Source organism: Paracoccus suum (assembly GCF_003324675.1).
Classification (GTDB): domain Bacteria; phylum Pseudomonadota; class Alphaproteobacteria; order Rhodobacterales; family Rhodobacteraceae; genus Paracoccus; species Paracoccus suum.
Genome location: NZ_CP030918.1, coordinates 1,860,002 through 1,877,120 on the forward strand (window position 1 = coordinate 1,860,002; position 17,119 = coordinate 1,877,120).

General features: G+C 67.9%; 20 protein-coding genes. 12 read left to right on the forward strand and 8 right to left on the reverse strand.

Annotation, left to right across the window (positions count from 1 at the left end):
• Positions 1-2: 2 nt before the first annotated feature.
• Positions 3-341, reverse strand: a complete 339-nt coding sequence (locus DRW48_RS09055) for an accessory factor UbiK family protein (protein WP_114076135.1) — start codon at positions 339-341, stop codon at positions 3-5.
• Positions 342-487: 146 nt separating this feature from the next.
• On the opposite strand from DRW48_RS09055, the gene lgt reads away from it, so the two are divergent.
• From lgt to pgeF, 3 genes are all read left to right on the forward strand, one after another.
• Positions 488-1,375 carry a prolipoprotein diacylglyceryl transferase gene (lgt, locus tag DRW48_RS09060; protein ID WP_114076136.1) on the forward strand — a complete coding sequence of 296 codons (888 nt, stop codon included), beginning with the start codon at positions 488-490 and terminating at the stop codon, positions 1,373-1,375.
• Positions 1,375-2,469, forward strand: coding sequence for a class I SAM-dependent methyltransferase (locus DRW48_RS09065; RefSeq protein WP_114076137.1), 1,095 nt, complete (start codon positions 1,375-1,377; stop codon positions 2,467-2,469). Before lgt ends, DRW48_RS09065 begins: the two co-directional genes overlap by 1 nt.
• Before the next feature lie 184 nt (positions 2,470-2,653).
• Positions 2,654-3,409: a peptidoglycan editing factor PgeF gene (gene pgeF / locus DRW48_RS09070; RefSeq protein ID WP_162784815.1), complete on the forward strand. Its 756-nt coding sequence runs from the start codon at positions 2,654-2,656 to the stop codon at positions 3,407-3,409.
• Between the two features lie 21 nt (positions 3,410-3,430).
• Here pgeF and DRW48_RS09075 read toward each other — a convergent pair whose 3' ends face one another.
• Positions 3,431-3,937: an Lrp/AsnC family transcriptional regulator gene (locus tag DRW48_RS09075; RefSeq protein WP_114076139.1), complete on the reverse strand. Its 507-nt coding sequence runs from the start codon at positions 3,935-3,937 to the stop codon at positions 3,431-3,433.
• Between the two features lie 167 nt (positions 3,938-4,104).
• Here DRW48_RS09075 and trxB point away from each other — a divergent pair, with 167 nt between their 5' ends.
• On the forward strand, positions 4,105-5,109 hold the full coding sequence (trxB, locus tag DRW48_RS09080) for a thioredoxin-disulfide reductase (protein WP_114076140.1): 1,005 nt from the start codon (positions 4,105-4,107) through the stop codon (positions 5,107-5,109).
• 140 nt (positions 5,110-5,249) lie between these two features.
• On the forward strand, positions 5,250-6,974 hold the full coding sequence (locus tag DRW48_RS09085) for a bifunctional sulfate adenylyltransferase/adenylylsulfate kinase (protein ID WP_114076141.1): 1,725 nt from the start codon (positions 5,250-5,252) through the stop codon (positions 6,972-6,974).
• Between the two features lie 49 nt (positions 6,975-7,023).
• Here the strand turns inward: DRW48_RS09085 and DRW48_RS09090 are convergent, their stop codons facing one another.
• The 3 genes from DRW48_RS09090 to DRW48_RS09100 form a co-directional block, all read right to left on the reverse strand.
• The gene (locus DRW48_RS09090) at positions 7,024-7,926 is read right to left on the reverse strand and encodes a glycosyltransferase family A protein (protein ID WP_114076142.1); all 903 of its coding nucleotides are present in this window, start codon (positions 7,924-7,926) and stop codon (positions 7,024-7,026) included.
• A 186-nt stretch (positions 7,927-8,112) separates the two neighbouring features.
• Positions 8,113-8,340 (reverse strand): DUF1150 family protein, encoded by a 228-nt coding sequence (locus DRW48_RS09095; protein ID WP_114077469.1) that lies wholly within the window; start codon positions 8,338-8,340, stop codon positions 8,113-8,115.
• A gap of 11 nt (positions 8,341-8,351) precedes the next feature.
• A complete protein-coding gene (locus tag DRW48_RS09100) occupies positions 8,352-8,768 on the reverse strand; it encodes an Hsp20 family protein (protein ID WP_114076143.1) in 417 nt (138 codons plus the stop codon).
• 199 nt (positions 8,769-8,967) lie between these two features.
• Here DRW48_RS09100 and DRW48_RS09105 point away from each other — a divergent pair, with 199 nt between their 5' ends.
• The 4 genes from DRW48_RS09105 (at position 8,968) to DRW48_RS09120 (ending at position 11,307) form a co-directional block, all read left to right on the forward strand.
• Positions 8,968-9,171: a YdcH family protein gene (locus tag DRW48_RS09105; protein WP_114076144.1), complete on the forward strand. Its 204-nt coding sequence runs from the start codon at positions 8,968-8,970 to the stop codon at positions 9,169-9,171.
• A gap of 113 nt (positions 9,172-9,284) precedes the next feature.
• Positions 9,285-9,776, forward strand: a complete 492-nt coding sequence (purE, locus tag DRW48_RS09110) for a 5-(carboxyamino)imidazole ribonucleotide mutase (RefSeq protein WP_114076145.1) — start codon at positions 9,285-9,287, stop codon at positions 9,774-9,776.
• Complete coding sequence (locus DRW48_RS09115; RefSeq protein ID WP_114076146.1) at positions 9,763-10,863, forward strand: 5-(carboxyamino)imidazole ribonucleotide synthase; 1,101 nt, start codon at positions 9,763-9,765, stop codon at positions 10,861-10,863. Before purE ends, DRW48_RS09115 begins: the two co-directional genes overlap by 14 nt.
• Positions 10,864-10,866: 3 nt before the next feature.
• Positions 10,867-11,307 carry an NUDIX domain-containing protein gene (locus DRW48_RS09120; protein WP_114076147.1) on the forward strand — a complete coding sequence of 147 codons (441 nt, stop codon included), beginning with the start codon at positions 10,867-10,869 and terminating at the stop codon, positions 11,305-11,307.
• Between the two features lie 3 nt (positions 11,308-11,310).
• On the opposite strand, the gene DRW48_RS09125 is transcribed toward DRW48_RS09120, so the two are convergent.
• The 3 genes from DRW48_RS09125 to DRW48_RS09135 all read right to left on the reverse strand — a co-directional run bounded on the left by DRW48_RS09125 (position 11,311) and on the right by DRW48_RS09135 (position 14,608).
• On the reverse strand, positions 11,311-11,793 hold the full coding sequence (locus tag DRW48_RS09125; RefSeq protein WP_114076148.1) for a GNAT family N-acetyltransferase: 483 nt from the start codon (positions 11,791-11,793) through the stop codon (positions 11,311-11,313).
• Positions 11,790-13,586 (reverse strand): M3 family oligoendopeptidase, encoded by a 1,797-nt coding sequence (locus tag DRW48_RS09130; protein WP_114076149.1) that lies wholly within the window; start codon positions 13,584-13,586, stop codon positions 11,790-11,792. The genes DRW48_RS09125 and DRW48_RS09130 overlap by 4 nt, the downstream gene beginning before the upstream one ends.
• 98 nt (positions 13,587-13,684) lie before the next feature.
• A complete protein-coding gene (locus DRW48_RS09135) occupies positions 13,685-14,608 on the reverse strand; it encodes a PAS domain-containing protein (protein WP_241963222.1) in 924 nt (307 codons plus the stop codon).
• Positions 14,609-14,814: 206 nt separating this feature from the next.
• Here DRW48_RS09135 and gmk point away from each other — a divergent pair, with 206 nt between their 5' ends.
• The 3 genes from gmk to DRW48_RS09150 are packed head-to-tail and all read left to right on the forward strand — an operon-like array spanning position 14,815 to position 17,071.
• A complete protein-coding gene (gmk, locus tag DRW48_RS09140; RefSeq protein WP_114076151.1) occupies positions 14,815-15,453 on the forward strand; it encodes a guanylate kinase in 639 nt (212 codons plus the stop codon).
• Positions 15,450-15,974, forward strand: a complete 525-nt coding sequence (locus DRW48_RS09145; protein ID WP_114076152.1) for a gamma carbonic anhydrase family protein — start codon at positions 15,450-15,452, stop codon at positions 15,972-15,974. Before gmk ends, DRW48_RS09145 begins: the two co-directional genes overlap by 4 nt.
• Positions 15,974-17,071 (forward strand): sensor histidine kinase, encoded by a 1,098-nt coding sequence (locus DRW48_RS09150; RefSeq protein ID WP_114076153.1) that lies wholly within the window; start codon positions 15,974-15,976, stop codon positions 17,069-17,071. Before DRW48_RS09145 ends, DRW48_RS09150 begins: the two co-directional genes overlap by 1 nt.
• Positions 17,072-17,119 lie beyond the last annotated feature (48 nt).

The window sequence follows — 17,119 nt, forward strand, 5'->3', positions numbered from 1 at the left end:
GTTCAAAGGCGCTCGGCCGGGTCGGGCTTTCCGTCCAGGCTCGAGGTCTGACCCGGCCGCGGCTCTGCCGGTGTCGCAGAATCCGCCCTCACGGCCGGGGCGCCCTGCGGGTCGAGCCGGTCCAACCGGGCGCGTAGCTCCGCCGCCTCGGTGCGGGCCTTAATCGCCATCTCGCGCACGGCCTCGAAGTCCTCGCGGGTAACGAAGTCGCGTTCTGCCAGCCAGCGGTCGATCCAGCCGTTGAAGGCGGTCTCGGCCTCGGACCGGGCGCCCTGGGCGACGCCCATGGCATTGGTCATCAGCTTGGACAGATCGTCGAAAATCCGGTTCTGGGTGGTCATGGGCGATCCTTCCTGGCGGCGGCTGCCGTGTAGCCCGGGTGGGCCTTCCGGCGATATGGGCCGCGGCGGGCGGGGTTTCAATCCGGTTGACACGCCCGGCCGGCCCGCGCAGTCCTGCCCCGCCCCCGATCCGGCCGAGGACCGACATGATCCCGTTTCCCGACATCAGCCCCGATATCGTGACCATTCCTTTGTTCGGGCGGGAGTTTCCCATCCGATGGTATGCCACGGCCTATCTCGCCGGGCTGGTTGGCGGCTGGTTGCTGATCGCGCGGCTTATGCGCAGCCCCCGCCCCTGGGGCGACCGCGCCCCGTTCCGCCCCGCGCAGGCCGAGGAGCTGCTGACCTGGATTGTGCTCGGCGTCGTCCTCGGCGGGCGTATCGGCTTTGTGCTGTTCTACCAGCCTGCATTCTTCCTCGCCCATCCGGCCGAGATCCTGAAGGTCTGGCACGGCGGGATGAGCTTTCACGGCGGCTTTCTGGGCGTCGTCATTGCCGCCATCATCTGGGCGCGCCGCAACGGCGTGGAAGCGCTGCGCTTGGCCGATGCGCTTGCCGTCGTGGTGCCGGTCGGGCTGTTCTTTGGCCGGATCGCGAACTTCATCAATGCCGAGCTTTGGGGCCGCCCGACGGATGTTCCCTGGGGCGTGATCTTTCCCGGCGAGGCGGCACAGAACTGCCCCGGCATCGCCGCCGGCCTTTGCGCACGCCATCCCAGCCAGCTTTACGAGGCCGGGTTGGAGGGACTGGTCCTCGGGCTTGTGATGTGGGCGCTGATGGCGCGGGGCGGCTTGCGCCGGCCCGGGTTGGCACTGGGCGTGTTCTTGGCCGGCTATGGCGCGGCGCGCACCTTTGTCGAGGCATTCCGCCAGGCCGATGCGCAGTTCATCACCCCCGACAACCCGCTGGGCCATGTGATCGGCGGCCCGGTCTGGGGGCTGTCGATGGGCCAGCTACTGTCGCTACCGATGCTGCTGATCGGACTTGCGCTGATCTTGCGGGCGCGTGCCCGCCCGGCCCGCGGCCCGGCCTGATGCCGACGCCGCTGGGCCGGCTGATCGCCGCGCGGATCGCCGTGGACGGGCCGATGCGGCTGGATGATTTCATGCAGACCTGCCTGCTACATCCGCAGCACGGCTATTACGCCACGCGCGACCCCTTTGGAGCGCGCGGCGATTTCACCACCGCGCCCGAAGTCAGCCAGATGTTCGGCGAGCTTGTAGGTCTCGCCATCGGTCAGGCGTGGCGCGATCAGGGCGCGCCCGCGGACGCCGTGCTGGCAGAGATCGGGCCGGGTCGTGGCACGCTGATGGCGGACGCGCGTCGGGTGCTTGCCGCGGCGCTGGGATGGCAGCCGCCGGTGATCCTGATCGAGGCCTCGCCTCATCTGCGCGGCGTCCAGCGGGACCGTCTGGGCGCGGTGACGCATCTGGACGATGTTGCGCAACTGCCTGAAAAACCCTTGTTCCTGATCGCGAACGAGTTCTTCGACGCGCTGCCGATCCGGCAATTCCAGAGGGTCGAGACGGCTTGGGCAGAGCGGGTCGTCACCCTCTCGCCCTCCGGCGACCTGACCCTGGCCCTTGCGCCCCCGGTGACGCTGCCGCGTAGCGCCCCAGTTGGCGAGGTGTTCGAGGATCGCCCAGGCGCGCCCGCGATCATGACCGTGGTTGCCGAACGCATTGCCCGCCATGGTGGGGCCGCCATCATCATCGATTACGGTACCTTCGACGGGCGCGGCGACAGCCTGCAGGCGCTGCGCAGACACCGAATGGAGGGAATCCTGGACCATCCGGGCGAGGCAGACCTGACATCGCATGTCGATTTTGCCCCGCTGGCGGTGGCGGCGCGTGCCGCCGGGGCGGCGGTGTCTTCGCCTGTGCCGCAGGGGGTTTGGTTGGAATCGCTCGGCATCACCGCGCGGGCCGAACGGCTCGCCGCGGCCGGACCGGCGGCGGCCCACGCGGTACTGACTGCGCATCGGCGCTTGACCCATCCCGCAGAGATGGGTGAATTGTTCGAGGCGATGGCGATCTGGCCCGAAGGCGTCCCGCCGGTGCCGGGCTTTCAGCCGCTGGTGGCTGGCAATCCGGGCGCGGGATCCGCGGCTTTGCGCCCGCCGCGATAACCCTCCGTGTCGGTCCGGCAGCCATGTCCGGACGGCGCGCCCCGAGATGAACCGTGACGGCGCGGCCAACGGTCGAATGACCGCCGCGCCGCCCCTCCCGAGACAGCCGCGGCCCCTCGCCGCGCGCTGCGCCCAAAAGCCGCCTCTGCTGCGCGGCCCAACGACAGGACCCTGGATGCAGGTCATGCTTGAAATCCTGACCCACCCTCTGCTGGGGGGCGCGCGCCACGGGTTCTTTACCCGCAAGGGCGGCGCTTCGTCGGGGTTGTATGCTGGGCTTAATTGCGGTCGCGGGTCAGACGATCAGGCGCAGGCGGTGAACGTCAACCGGGGCCGTGTGGCGGATGCGATGGGGGTGGCGCCGGACCATCTGGTAACGCTGTCGCAGGTCCATTCGGCGGATGTCGTGATTGTGACCGCGCAGACCGACCTCGACGCGCTGCGCACCACCCGCGCGGACGCGATGGTGACAACCCAGCCCGGGATCGCGCTCGGCGTTCTCGCCGCCGACTGCCAGCCGGTCCTGCTGGCTGACCCGGCGGCCGGCGTCATCGGTGCCGCCCATGCCGGCTGGCGCGGCACCCAGGCGGGCGTGCTCGAGGCGACGGTTGCCGCCATGCGCGATCTGGGCGCGCGCGATATCCGCGCAGTGGTCGGCCCTTGCATCAGCCAGGCGGCTTACGAGGTCGGCCCGGAAATGATGGAAGCCTTCACCGACGATGATCCGGCGCTGTCCCGGTTTTTCGCAGGCGGCCCGAATGGACGGCCGATGCTGGACCTGCCCGGCATGGGCGTCTCGCGCCTGCGCGCGGCGGGGGGCGAGGCGGAATGGATCGGGCATTGCACCTACAGCGATCCCGAGCGGTTTTTCAGTTACCGCCGCGCCACCCATCTGGGCGAGCCGGACTACGGACGGCTTATCTCGGCCATCACCTTGTAAACGCCGGGGATCGCGCGCGGGTCAGATCGCTACCGCATGCGAATGCAGCGGGCCAAATGGCTCGAACGGCACGCCCGGCTCGTCCTTGGCGCAGCGGATCACCAGGCTGGTCTTGACCGAGGCGACGTTCTCGGCCGAGGTCAACTGGTTCGTCAGGAAATGCTGAAAGCTGGACAGATCGGGCGCGACGCATTTCAAGATGAAGTCGATCTCGCCGTTCAGCATGTGACATTCGCGGACCAGGGGCCAGGCGCGGGCCCGGGCCTCGAAGGCGGACAGGTCGCGCTCGGACTGGCTGACCAGCCGGACCATGGCAAAGACCGCGACCTCGAACCCCAGCGCGCGGGGGTCGATGTCAGCGTGATAGCCGCGGATCAGCCCGGCCTCTTCGAGCGTGCGCACTCGGCGCAGGCAGGGCGGGGCGGAAATGCCGACCCGGCGCGCCAGCTCGACATTGGTCATGCGACCGTCGGCCTGCAATTCGCTGAGGATACGCCGGTCGATCTCGTCGAGCCTCGCACCAGTCATATTGCGTCCTCCGGCGGTGAAACGTGCTGGACGGTATCGCCCGGCGGCCCTCTGCGCAATATTCTTTCGCCCGGGCCGCTGGGGTCGGGGGAGGCGTTGCAGCCTGCGGGGCCGCGGGCTAGCACGGCAGGAACGCGCCCGATGCGCCCCCTGTTCAGGAGCGATCCATGTCTGACCAGACAGCCCGCCACGTCCGCCTGCTCATCATCGGCTCCGGTCCCGCCGGCTATACCGCCGGAGTCTACGCCGCGCGCGCCATGCTGCAGCCGCTGCTGATCCAAGGCATCCAGCCGGGCGGACAACTGACCATCACCACGGATGTCGAGAACTGGATCGGCGATCTGTCAGTCCAGGGCCCCGACCTGATGGCCCGGATGGAAGCCCATGCCCGCGAGATGGGCACCGAAATCGTCTCCGACGTCGTGACCGAGCTGGACCTCTTCAAGCGCCCGTTCCGCGCGGTTTGCGACAGCGGCTTGGTGGTCACGGCGGATGCGGTGGTCCTGGCGACCGGCGCGCAGGCCCGGTGGCTGGGGCTGGAGAGCGAGCAGCGGCTGCAGGGGTTTGGCGTCAGCGCTTGTGCGACCTGCGACGGTTTTTTCTATCGCGGCAAGCAGGTCGTGGTCGTCGGCGGCGGCAACACCGCGGTCGAGGAGGCGCTGTTCCTGACCAATTTCGCGACCAAGGTGACCCTGGTCCACCGCCGCGACAGCCTGCGGGCCGAGCGCGTGATGCAGCAGCGCCTGTTCAACCATCCCAAGATCGAGGTGATCTGGAACGCCGAGGTGGACGAGATCCTTGGCGGTGGCCAGCCGCAGGGGGTGACGGGGGTCCAGCTGCGCTCCACCGTCGATGGGACGACCCAGGTGCTGCCGGCGGATGGCGTGTTTATCGCGATCGGCCACGCCCCTGCCTCCGAGCTCGTCAAGGATCAGTTGGAGTTGCACGACGGCGGTTATGTGGTGGTGGAGCCCGGCAGTACTCGCACCTCGGTCCCCGGAGTTTTCGCGGCGGGCGATCTGACCGACCATATCTATCGCCAGGCGGTCACAAGCGCCGGGATGGGGTGCATGGCCGCGTTGGACGCGGAACGCTGGCTGTCCGAGCAGGAAGCGGAGGCAGGCGTGCCCGCCGACGTGGCGCCGGCCGCGAGCGAAGTGGCAATCGCCTGAGCGGCGCACCGCCTGCCGCCCATCCTGACCGATGCAGGGCGCAAGCTGGGCGGATCGTCACGTTGACGCTCGGCGCCCCCCGCGTTAAGGGGCCGGGCAACCCAACCTCCCCGCGTCACGCGCTTTTTTCCGGTGTTCCCATGACCCAGCCGAACCTGTCGCCGATCCCCGAACTCTATGTCAGCCCCGACTCGGCGCAGAAACTCAAGCTTGCGGCGGGCAGCATGCCCAGCTGGGACCTGACTCCGCGCCAGATCTGCGATCTGGAACTGCTGATGAACGGCGGCTTCTCGCCGCTGAAAGGCTTCATGAACGAGGCCGACTACAACGGCGTCGTCTCGGAAATGCGGATGGCCGACGGCACCCTGTGGCCGATGCCGATCACGCTGGACGTCAGCGAAGGTTTTGCCGGCGAGATCGAGCCGGGCACTGATATCGCCTTGCGCGATCAGGAGGGCGTAATCCTGGCCATCATGTCGGTCACCGACAAATGGGTGCCCAACAAGAGCGTCGAGGCCGAGGGTGTGTTTGGCGCCGACGATCTGGCGCACCCGACTGTCAACTATCTGCACAACACCGCCGGCCCGGTCTACCTGGGTGGCCCGGTCACTGGCCTGCAGCCGCCGACGCATTACGATTTCCGCGGCCGCCGTGACACGCCGAACGAATTGCGCAGCATGTTCCGCAAGCTGGGCTGGCGCAAGATCGTCGCCTTCCAGACGCGCAACCCGCTGCACCGCGCGCACCAGGAACTGACCTTCCGCGCGGCCCGTGAGGCGCAGGCCAACCTGTTGATCCATCCGGTCGTCGGGATGACCAAGCCGGGCGACGTCGACCACTTCACCCGCGTGCGCTGCTACGAGGCGGTGCTGGACAAGTATCCGCAGGCCACCACGCACCTGTCGCTGCTGAACCTCGCCATGCGCATGGGCGGCCCGCGCGAGGCTGTCTGGCATGGCATCATCCGCCGCAACCACGGTCTGACCCACATGATCGTCGGCCGCGACCACGCAGGCCCGGGCAAGAACAGCCAGGGCAACGACTTCTACGGCCCCTATGAGGCGCAGGAGCTGTTCCGCAAGCATCAGGACGAAATCGGCGTCGAAATGGTCGATTTCAAACAGATGGTCTATGTGCAGGAGCGCGCCCAGTACGAGCCGGCGGACGAGATCGAGGAAGGCGCGACCGTCCTCAACATCTCGGGCACCGAACTGCGCCGCCGCCTGCGCGAGGGGCTGGAGATCCCCGAGTGGTTCAGCTTCCCCGAGGTGGTGCGCGAGCTGCGTCGCAACGCGCCGCCCCGCGCCCAGCAGGGTTTCACCGTGTTCTTCACCGGCCTTTCGGGCAGCGGCAAATCCACCATCGCCAACGCGCTGATGGTCAAGCTGATGGAGATGGGCGGCCGTCCGGTCACGCTTCTGGACGGCGATGTAGTCCGCAAGCACCTCAGCCAGGAGCTGGGCTTCTCGAAAGAGCACCGCGACATCAACATCAAGCGGATCGGCTATGTCGCGTCCGAAATCACCAAGAACGGTGGCATCGCCATCTGCGCGCCGATCGCGCCCTACACCGCCACCCGCCGTTCGGTGCGCGAAATGATCGAGGCGTTCGGCGCCTTCATCGAGGTGCACGTCGCGACCTCTCTGGAAGAGTGCGAGCGCCGCGACCGCAAGGGCCTCTACAAGATGGCGCGCGAAGGCAAGATCAAGGAGTTCACGGGGATCTCGGACCCCTACGAGACGCCCGAGTCCCCCGAGCTGCGCGTCGACACCGCTGGCGTCGATGTCGATTACGCTGCCCAGCAGGTGCTGCTGAAGCTCGAGCAGATGGGCCTGATCGGTCCGGGCAACGCGTCGGTTTCCTGACCCGTTTGCCATCGCCGAATCGAAAGGGGGCCCCCGGGGCCCCCTTTTTCTATTCCGCCGGCGCCTCTGCCGGTTCCCGCCCTCGGATGCGCGGGATCGGAATTGACGCGCTCAAGGACTGGGGCGGTTTGCGGTCGGGCCACAGGCCGTAGTGGTGGCGGAAATATTCGATGGCCAGGCTGTCCGCCTCGCGACGGCCGTGGTCCTGATAGATCATCTGGCGCAGGCCCTCGGTGCGGGCGGCCGCGGTCTCGCGCCCGCCCGGACAGCCTGCGACCAGCCAGATCGGCACGCCATTGGCGAGCATCTGGCCCGATAGCCATGGATCATCGACGGTCCACAGCACATCCGGAATGTCCCAGGCGGTCTCGGGCAGAAAATCGGGCCGGATCATGGCGCCGCGATAGCCTTGCAGAATGTCGACATAGCCGCTGGCAGTATAATGCCGCGGCCGCCATCGGCCGAGGCTAAGGGCGCGGCGCACCCTGTAGCCCAGTCCCTTTTCGATCCGCCGGGCGCGGGGCAAGGGGCCGCCTTCCCGCGCGGGAAAATAGCGCAAGCCCCGCGGGCGGTGCTCCAGGTCATAACCAAGGCCGACCAGGCAGGCGCGCGGGTGATCGGCGCGGGCGGCGAGGAAATGGGCCGCCCAATCGGGGGCGTATCGCTGGTCGTCATCGCAAAAAATCAGTTCGACATCTTGGCCGCGCAACTCACGCGCGGCGGGTAGCACCTTGGTCGCCGGTCCCCAGTCCTCGTCTATCAGGCACAGGCGCACGCCCTTGGGCAGCTGCGGAATCTGCGCCTCGCACAGCGGAAAGCGGCGGTGCTTGCGCGGCAGGTAGAGGCGGATTTCGTCGATGCGCGCGGTCTGGGCCAGCAGGTCGTGCAAAGTCTCGGCGATAAGCGGCAGGCGGGGCGGGATGGTAGTCAGGCTGATGACGACTGCGGACATGGAACCTCGCGCGGGTGCGACTCCATGCGTGCGGCGGCGGAGGAAAAGGCGCAAGGGCTGGCGCACGCCACACCGCCTGGCTTGCGAGAATGTGAGGAAATTGTTGAGATTCGGCGGGTTAACGCCGATGGGACTTGAGGCTCGCGCCGCCTGGCCCACGCGAGGACGGGCGGGCGGCGCGGCGGGTCAGTGGACGCTGACCGGGGCCAGATCGTTCTGGCGGGCCAGAACAAAGGCCATGTCGCGCTCGCGCACCAAGGCCAAGCGCTCGCCGTCGGGGCCGTGGACCGCGTAAAGGGTGGCGATTCCGGGGGCCTGCTCTCGCACGTCCTTGGGCAGTGAATCCACCGCGACCGGGCGAATGTAGACGATGTTCCCGAGCGTCTCGGGCGTGAAATCATGTTTCATGTTCATGGCGATCCCCTTCATGGACGGCTGATCGGAATGGTCTGGACGATCTGTTCGGGCACCCGGCGCGTCAGATCGACGTGCAGCAGGCCGTTTTCAAGGCGGGCCGACCCGACCTCGACACCATCGGCGAGCACAAAGCTGCGTTGAAATGCCCGCGCAGCGATGCCGCGGTGCAGGAAAGTCCGGCCCTCGGCCTCTGGTTCCGTGGCCTGCCGGCCGCGCACGATCAACTGCCGATCCTCAAGCGTGATCGACAGATCGTCCTCGGCAAAGCCGGCGACGGCCAGCGTGATGCGGAACCCGTCGGGCTGGATATGTTCGATATTGTAGGGCGGATAACCCTCGGCCCCCTTGGAGGCGCGTTCGGCCAGCCGTTCCAGCTGATCAAAGCCCAGCAACGTCGGGTGGGTTGCGATGGCAATACGGCTCATTTCTTTCGGCGTCCTTGTCAAAGCGACTGCGGCAATGCCCCGATAGCGGCGGCATCATCGGGTTAAGATATGTGAACGCACTTGCCCTGCAACAAGGCACAGAATTGTTAACAAGCCACGGCTCTCCGTGTAGTGTACGGTGGCCACACGCCAGCCACGGACTGCCATGCCGCCGCCCTGTTCCCCAAACGATCACGTGATGTCCGCGGCCGAGATGGCCGAAGCCGAATTACGGGTTGCACGCGCCCAGCATCGCGAGCTAGACGCGCAGATCGCCGGTCTGGCGGGGCAGGGACCGTTGTCCTGCAGCCTCGAAATGCAGCGGCTGAAGCGGCGCAAGCTGCAACTGAAAGACCGAATCGCGCGGCTCGAGGACGTGGTTACCCCTGACATCATCGCCTGACGCCGACCTGTCGGGTGTCTCGGGGACTGGCCCGAAAAGGCTAGGTTGCACGCATGAAAGTGCGATATATAACAGGTGCTTCCTGCGAAGGGCTGCTCAGTGGAAGAGGCTATATGACCCCTCCCGTCGGCATTATCATGGGCAGCCAGTCCGACTGGCCGACCCTGCGTGAGGCGGCGAACATCCTCGATGAAATGGGGATCGCCTACGAGGCCAGGATCGTCAGCGCGCACCGCACCCCCGATCGCTTGTGGAGCTATGGGGTCGAGGCGGCAGACCGGGGCCTAAAGGTCATCATCGCCGGCGCCGGGGGCGCTGCGCACCTGCCGGGCATGATGGCGTCCAAGACGCGGCTGCCGGTGATCGGGGTGCCGATCCAGACCCGCGCCCTTGGCGGAATAGACAGTTTGTATTCGATCGTTCAGATGCCCAAGGGCTTTCCGGTCGCGACCATGGCTATCGGCGCTGCCGGGGCAGCCAATGCCGGGCTGATGGCGGCGGCGATCCTCGCCCTTGGCGATGATGCGCTGGGGCGGCGGCTCGATGATTGGCGCGCCGCCCTGTCCGCATCGATTCCACAGGAGCCTATCGATGAGCAGCCTTGAGTTTCCGACCGCTGCGCTGCGCCCGGGCGGCGTAATCGGCATTCTCGGCGGCGGACAGCTGGCGCGTATGTTGACAATTGCGGCCGGACGGCTGGGTTATCACACCCATGTGTTCGAGCCGGAGGAGGATTGTCCCGCTGCGCCCCTGACTTCGGCCCGCACCACCGCTGGCTGGGACGACATGGCGGCGCTGGATGCCTTTGCCGAGGCGATCGACGTTGCGACCTACGAGTTCGAGAACGTCCCGACCGCGGCCCTCGATCGGATTGAACGGCGCTGCGCGGTCCTGCCCGGCCGCCACGCCCTGGCGGTCAGCCAGGACCGGGTGGACGAAAAGCAGTTCCTGAACGATCTGGGCCTGCCCACGGCCTCGTGGGCGGCGGTGGATGACGTGCCCGGCCTGACGACGGCGCTGGCCGCCATTGGCGCGCCCGCGATCCTCAAGACCCGGCGGATGGGCTACGACGGCAAGGGTCAGGTGCGGCTCAAGGACGACGCGCCGGCTGCGGCCGAGGCGGCCCTGGCAGAGCTTGGCGGCGCACCCTGCATCCTTGAAGGCATGGTTGATTTCGACAGTGAAATCAGCGTGATCGTCGCACGTGCGGGCGATGGCTCGGTATCGGCCTATGACCCCGGAACGAACGAGCATCGCGGCGGCATCCTGCGCCTGACGACCGTGCCCTGCGGCCAGCCCGAACGGGTCGTGACTGACGCAGTGCTGATGGCGGCCAAGATCGTCACCTCGCTCGAGTATGTTGGCGTCATGGGCGTCGAGATGTTCGTCACCAAGGGCGGTCTGATGGTCAACGAGATCGCCCCGCGGGTCCACAACAGTGGCCATTGGACACAGGCCGGCGCGGCGGTTTGCCAGTTCGAGCAGCATGTGCGCGCCATCGCCGGCCTGCCGCTGGGCGACGGTCAGCGCCATGCCGACGTGGTAATGGAGAACCTGATCGGCGACGACATCGAGCGGATCCCGACCCTGCTGGCCGAGCGTGACACCCAGATCCACCTCTACGGCAAATCCGAGGTGCGTCCGGGCCGCAAGATGGGCCATGTCAACCGCGTCACCCGTCGCAGGGACTGACGGATGCGGCTGCGGCTGGCGGTGCGCGCGGCGATCCTCGACGCGTGGGGCCGGCTGCTGGTGGTTAACGCCTATCCCGGCGCGCAATCGGATCTGTGGTGCCTGCCCGGCGGCGGGGTCGAGGCCGACCAGTCGCTGAGCCAGAACCTCTCGCGGGAGGTGGCCGAGGAGACTGGGCTCTCCATCACCGTCGGCGCGCCGATCCTGGTGAACGAATTTCACAGCGATGCACATGGTTTTCGTCAGGTCGATTTGGTCTTTCGCGCGACGGTAATCGGCGATGCAATCGTCCGCATGGGCGATCCCGAGGGCGTGGTGGACCGTTTCCGATGGGTGACCCAGACCGAGTTGGCTAGGCTGCGGCACAAGCCGTCCAGCCTTGCCGATGCCGTCTGGGGCGGGGGCGAAGCCCTGCACGACCCCGACGAGCTAATTGTCGCCTGACAGCTAGCGGTCCGCGCGCAGGTCCAGCCACAGGATATGCTGCGGACCTCGCGCGCCGCCCAGATACAACTCGCCCCGATCCTCGAACCCGGCGCTCAGATAGGCCCGGCGCGCGACGGTGTTTTCCAGGTTTACCGTCAGGACGACCCGGTCGAATTCGGGGTATTCCGCGCGCGCATGATCGCCCAGCGCCGCCAGCGTGGCGGCCCCGATCCCGCGCCCCTGGAGATGCGAGTCGATCAGGAAGCCGCGCAGGCCCAGATCGCGGGTGCCGGCAAAGTCGTGGCGCTGGTGATAAAGGGGATCCAGCTTGAACATGCCGATGGCATCGCCGTCAGCACCGCGAACCTCATGCAGGCTCAGGCCCTCGGTCTGGTCGGTGATCATCTCTCGGCCGGCGGATACGAAGGCATCCTGGCCGGGCGCGATGCGCAACCCGGCCAGACGTTCGGCCTCGTCCGGTGCCAGCCGATGCAGCGAGATCACCCCTCCAGCGCCTCCAGCTCGTCGATGAAGCCCTCGATCATCGACAGGCCCTTGTCCCAGAAGGACGGGTCGGCGGCGTTCAGGCCAAAGGGCTGCAGCAGCGTCGAATGGTGCTGCGAGCCGCCGGCCTGGAGCATGTCGAAATACTTGGCCTGGAACCCCTGCGGCGCGGCCTCGTAGGCGGCGTAGAGCGCATTCACCAGCCCGTCGCCAAAGGCATAGGCATAGACGTAGAACGGCGAGTGGATGAAATGCGGGATATAGGCCCAGAATGTCTCATAGCCCGGCATGTATTCGAACGCATCGCCCAGCGACTCGTGCTGTATGTCCATCCAGATTCGGTTGATGTCATCGGGCGTCAACTCGCCTTCGGCCCGGGCGGCGTGCAGGCGCGATTCGAAATCGTAGAAAGCGATCTGGCGCACGACGGTATTGATCATGTCCTCGACCTTGCCGGCCAGCAGCGCCTTGCGTTGCGCCGGATCGGTGGTCTTGGCCAGCAGCGCCCGGAAGGTCAGCATCTCGCCGAAGACCGAGGCGGTCTCGGCCAGCGTCAGCGGGGTCGAGGCGAGGAGTTCGCCCTGCGCGGCCGCAAGGCGCTGGTGCACGCCGTGGCCAAGCTCGTGAGCGAGGGTCATCACGTCACGCGGCTTGCCGAGGTAGTTCAGCAGCACATAGGGATGCACCGTGGTCACGGTCGGATGGGCAAAGGCGCCCGGCGCCTTGCCGGGTTTCACCCCCGCGTCGATCCAGCCACGCTCGAAGAACGGCTGCGCCAGCTCCGCCAGCTTGGGATCAAAGCCGGCATAGGCGTCCATGACGGTGGCCCGCGCCTCGTCCCAGCCGATCAGCCGCGGCGGCTCGCCCGGCAGTGGCGCGTTGCGATCCCAGACCTGCAACTTGTCCAGGCCGAGCCACTTGGCCTTGAGGCGATAGTAGCGGTGCGAAAGGCGCGGATAGGCGGCGACGACCGCATTTTTCAGCGCTTCGACCACCTCCGGCTCGACATGGTTGGACAGGTGCCGGGCGGTCTGCGGTGTCGGCATCTTGCGCCAACCGTCCTCGATCGCCTTTTCCTTGGCGAGCGTGTTGTGGATGCGGGCGAACAGCTTGACGTCGCGGCCAAAGATCACCGCCAGCGCCTTGGCCGCAGCCTCGCGGCGGTCGCGGTCATGGTCGGTCAGGCGGTCCAGCGTCGCCTCGAGCCCCAGTGTCTCTCCGTCGACATCGAAGGTCAGGCCGGCCATTGTCTCGTCAAACAGGCGGTTCCAGGCAGCGGCGCCGACCACGCTGTTGTCGTGCAAGAACCGCTCCAACTCGTCCGACAGCTGGTAGGGGCGCATGGCGCGCATGCGGTCGAACACGGGCTTATAGCGCGCCGGGCCGTCGGCTGCCGTAAAGACGGCATCGTAGGTCGCATCGGGAACGCGGTTGAACTCGAGGCTGAAAAACACCAGCGGCGTCGTGGCATCGGTGATGGTCTGCTGCAGATCGCCCATCTGCTTGGCGCGCGCGGCGTCGGTCGTGTTCTGGTAATAGCGCAGCCCGGCGTAGGACATGATCCGGCCGGCGGTGATGTCGATCTGCTGATAGGCTTCGATGCAGGCCAGCATCTCGGCCGGGGTCAGGTCGGCCAGCTTGCCCTGGTAGCGGGCGGCAAAATCGGTGGCCTCGGCGGTGACGCGGGCGATGTCCTGCGCCAGTTCGGGCGCGTCGGGGGCGGGGTAGAGGTCGGTCAGGTCCCAGTCGGGCAGGGTGCCGAGCGCGGCGAGGTCACGGGGCTGTTGAGTCATCGGGCGGTCCCTGGCTGGTTCTGGGCATGTCTTTGCAACCGCGCGAAGATGCTCATCACCGGCGGCGGATGCAAGGACGGGGGGAGGGCGTCCGGACTCTAGCTGCCGCCGGGGATGACGCGGAAACGGGCGCGGCGTTCGGCCAGGGTCGCGTTCTTGGGCAGGGGCTCGGGCTTCGGCGCGGCGAGGGGGTCGCTTGCGGGAAGGGTCGGCCAGCCGGGCGTCTCGCCAGCGGTGAGGGCGGGACGGGCGGCAGTGGGCGGCTCGCCAGCTGTTGAGCCCGCGGGCACGCGGCCCGGACGACGGCCGAGGCCGGGGCTGCGGCCGGGGTCCGGCGTGCGCCATGGCGGCGGTGCCGGCTCGCCAAAGCCCAGCGCGCCCGGCGCCGGGGCCAGCGTGCGCGCGCCCTCGATCACCGGGGTCAGCACCTCGGCCGTCAGGTCAAAGCGGCGCGGCGGCCGGCCGATCGCGCTTTCCGCCACGATCACGCCGAGGGCCCGGGTGATATCTCCTAGGTCTGATCGCAGCGGCAGCAATAGCATGCGTGCGGGAAGGACGGGCCGGGCGTAGGCGCCCTCGGACAGCAGGGTCAACTCGACGATCTGGGGACCTGCAAACACGGTCTCGAGCACATCCGACAGCCGCCCGCGCGAGGCGGGATTGAAGAACGAGCAGAGCGGCATGCCCCGCACCTCCATGCCCATCAAGTCGATCAGGTGCCGTCCGGCGAGACGAAAGCGCGCCGCGCCCGGCGCAATCCGCTCCAGAATGAAGGCGTGGCCCAGCGCGCCGCGTAGCCCGCGAGGGTCGATATCGGCCCGGGTGGGGATGGCGCGGCCGCGCCGCAGCCCGTCCCAATAGCCCCGCAATTCGCCGAGGATTCGCCCCGGGTGGCGCGGATCGAAATCGGACAGCCGCACCAAGTCGGCCAGACCGGCGCAGGGTCCATCAAAATCTTTATCGCCGCCGCTGAACTGGTCGTCGTCTTCCATCGCCGCCGTGCCGCCATCCGCCAAACGCAAGGCGTGCCGTCCGTCAGCCCCGCCTGCCTACCCTGCTAGATGCCCCCCGAGATTGCGCCGCGCCAGCCAAGTTTGCACGGCTTTTTTACGACTTCTTAACGACATTTAGCATCGGGCGCGCCGGTACCTGCCCTTGACCGTCCCGGCCCCCCTCGTCCATTCAGGCGGCGCCAGAGGCCGCCTCGGCCGGGTGACAAGGGGACGGAATGCGGCGCACGGGACTTTTGATCATTCTGTCTTCGCCCTCGGGGGCGGGCAAATCGACCTTGGCGCGCCGGTTGATGGCCTGGGACCCTAACCTGCGGTTCTCTGTCTCGGCCACCACACGCGCTCCGCGGCCTGGCGAGGCCGAGGGCCGCGAATACTTCTTTCGCTCGCGCGAGCAGTTCGGCGCCCTGGTCGAAGGCGGCCAGATGCTCGAGCATGCCGAGGTTTTCGGCAACCTCTACGGCAGCCCGCGCGGCCCGATCGAGGCCGCGATGGCCGAAGGCCGCGACACCCTCTTTGACGTTGACTGGCAGGGCGGCCAGCAGATTCGCAACTCGCCCCTCGGACAGTCGGCGGTATCAGTGTTCGTCCTGCCGCCCGACCTGGCAGAGCTGAGGCGCCGTCTGCAGGCGCGCGGGCAGGACGCCGCCGAGGTTATCGACGCGCGCATGGACAAGAGCCGGGGCGAGATCAGCCACTGGGCGGAATACGACTATGTGCTGGTCAACGACGATCTGGACGCGACCGAGGCGCAATTGCGGTCCATCATCGCGGCCGAACGCCTGCGCCGCGAGCGGCAGGTGGACTTGGGCGATTTCGTGCGCCGGATGATGGACAAGGACAGGGAAACGCCATGATCTGGGAACTGGACGGGGTCGCACCGCAACTCGCGAAGGACGCATGGGCCGCGCCGGACGCGCAGCTGATCGGCCGGGTCGAACTTCTGGCCGGCGCCAGCGTCTGGTGGGGCGCGGTCCTGCGCGGCGACAACGAGGTGATCCGCATCGGTGTCGGCAGCAACCTGCAGGACCTGTGCGTGTGCCATACCGACATCGGTTGCCCGTTGACCGTAGGCGAGGACTGCACCATCGGCCACCGGGCGATCCTGCATGGCTGCACCATCGGCGATGGCGTGCTGGTCGGCATGGGGGCGATCATCCTGAACCGCGCGGTGATCGGCGAGGGCGCCCTGATCGGCGCCGGGGCGCTGATCCCCGAGGGCAAGGTGATCCCGCCGGGCGCGCTGGTCGTCGGCTCGCCCGGACGTGTGGTGCGCCAACTGGACGATGCTGCACAGGCCGAGTTGCGCGCAAGCGCCCGGCGCTATCGCGAGAACGCGGCACGCTTTGGCGCCGGCCTCAGCCGTCTGGACGGTTGATGGACCGGCGGCTGATCGGCGCGTTCCTGACCGCGGTGCCGGTGCCGCTGCTTGCGGTTGACGAGCGTGCGCTGCTGATCGGCGCCAGCCCCGCGGCCGAGGCGATGCTGGGCCCCGCCGTCTTTGGTCGCCCTTTCGTGACCCTGATTCGCCAGCCTTCGGTCATCCGCGCGCTGGAATCGGTGCTCGACCCGGCTCGCCCGCAGGCGCCGCCCGATCCGGGCCTCTCGCCCGCCCCCACCGGCGGGCAGCGGCTGCGCGTCACGCTGCCGTGGGCGGGGCGCGATCACGCCTGCGAGGTCACCGTCGCCCCGCTGGCCATCGGCACGGGGCGCGGGGCACTCGTCGCTATCGAGGATCTGACGGCGCTGGAACAGGCCGAGCAGATGCGCCGCGAGTTCGTCGCCAACGTCAGCCACGAATTGCGCACGCCCCTGACCGCGCTGATGGGCTTCATCGAGACGTTGCGCGGCCCGGCGCGGGACGACGCCCCCGCGCGCGAGCGGTTCCTGGCGATCATGGAGCGCGAGGCCGGGCGCATGAACCGGCTAGTCGCCGACCTTCTGTCGCTGAGCCGGGTCGAGGCGAACGAGCGCCAGCGTCCCGCCGCGAGCGTGGATCTGGCCGGCCTGATCCGTGCGACAGTTGCGACCCTCGCTCCGGCGGCGGAGGCTGCGGGTGTGCGGCTGCGCACGGTCGCAGTCAACTCCCCCGTGATGGTGCCGGGCGATGCCGACCAGCTTGTGCAGGTGCTGCACAATCTGATCGAGAATGCGATCAAATATGGCGGCGGCACGGTCAGCGTGGCGCTGGAGCGAATTGCGCACGAGCCGGTGCTGCGCGGGCCCGCCTGGGCTATCACGGTCAGCGACACCGGCGACGGGATCGACCCGTTGCACCTGCCGCGGTTGACGGAGCGATTTTACCGCGTCGACACACACCGCGCCCGCGAGCAGGGTGGAACCGGCCTCGGCCTTGCGATCGTCAAGCATATCATCGGCCGTCACCGCGGCCGGCTGCGCATCGAAAGTGAACCGGGGAAGGGCAGCCGGTTCACGGCGGTCCTGCCGGAAAGCCAGGACGTCCGCCGCGGCTAGGCTGGGGCCGGAGGGCGCGCGCGGTGCATCTCCGTCCGACAGGCGGAG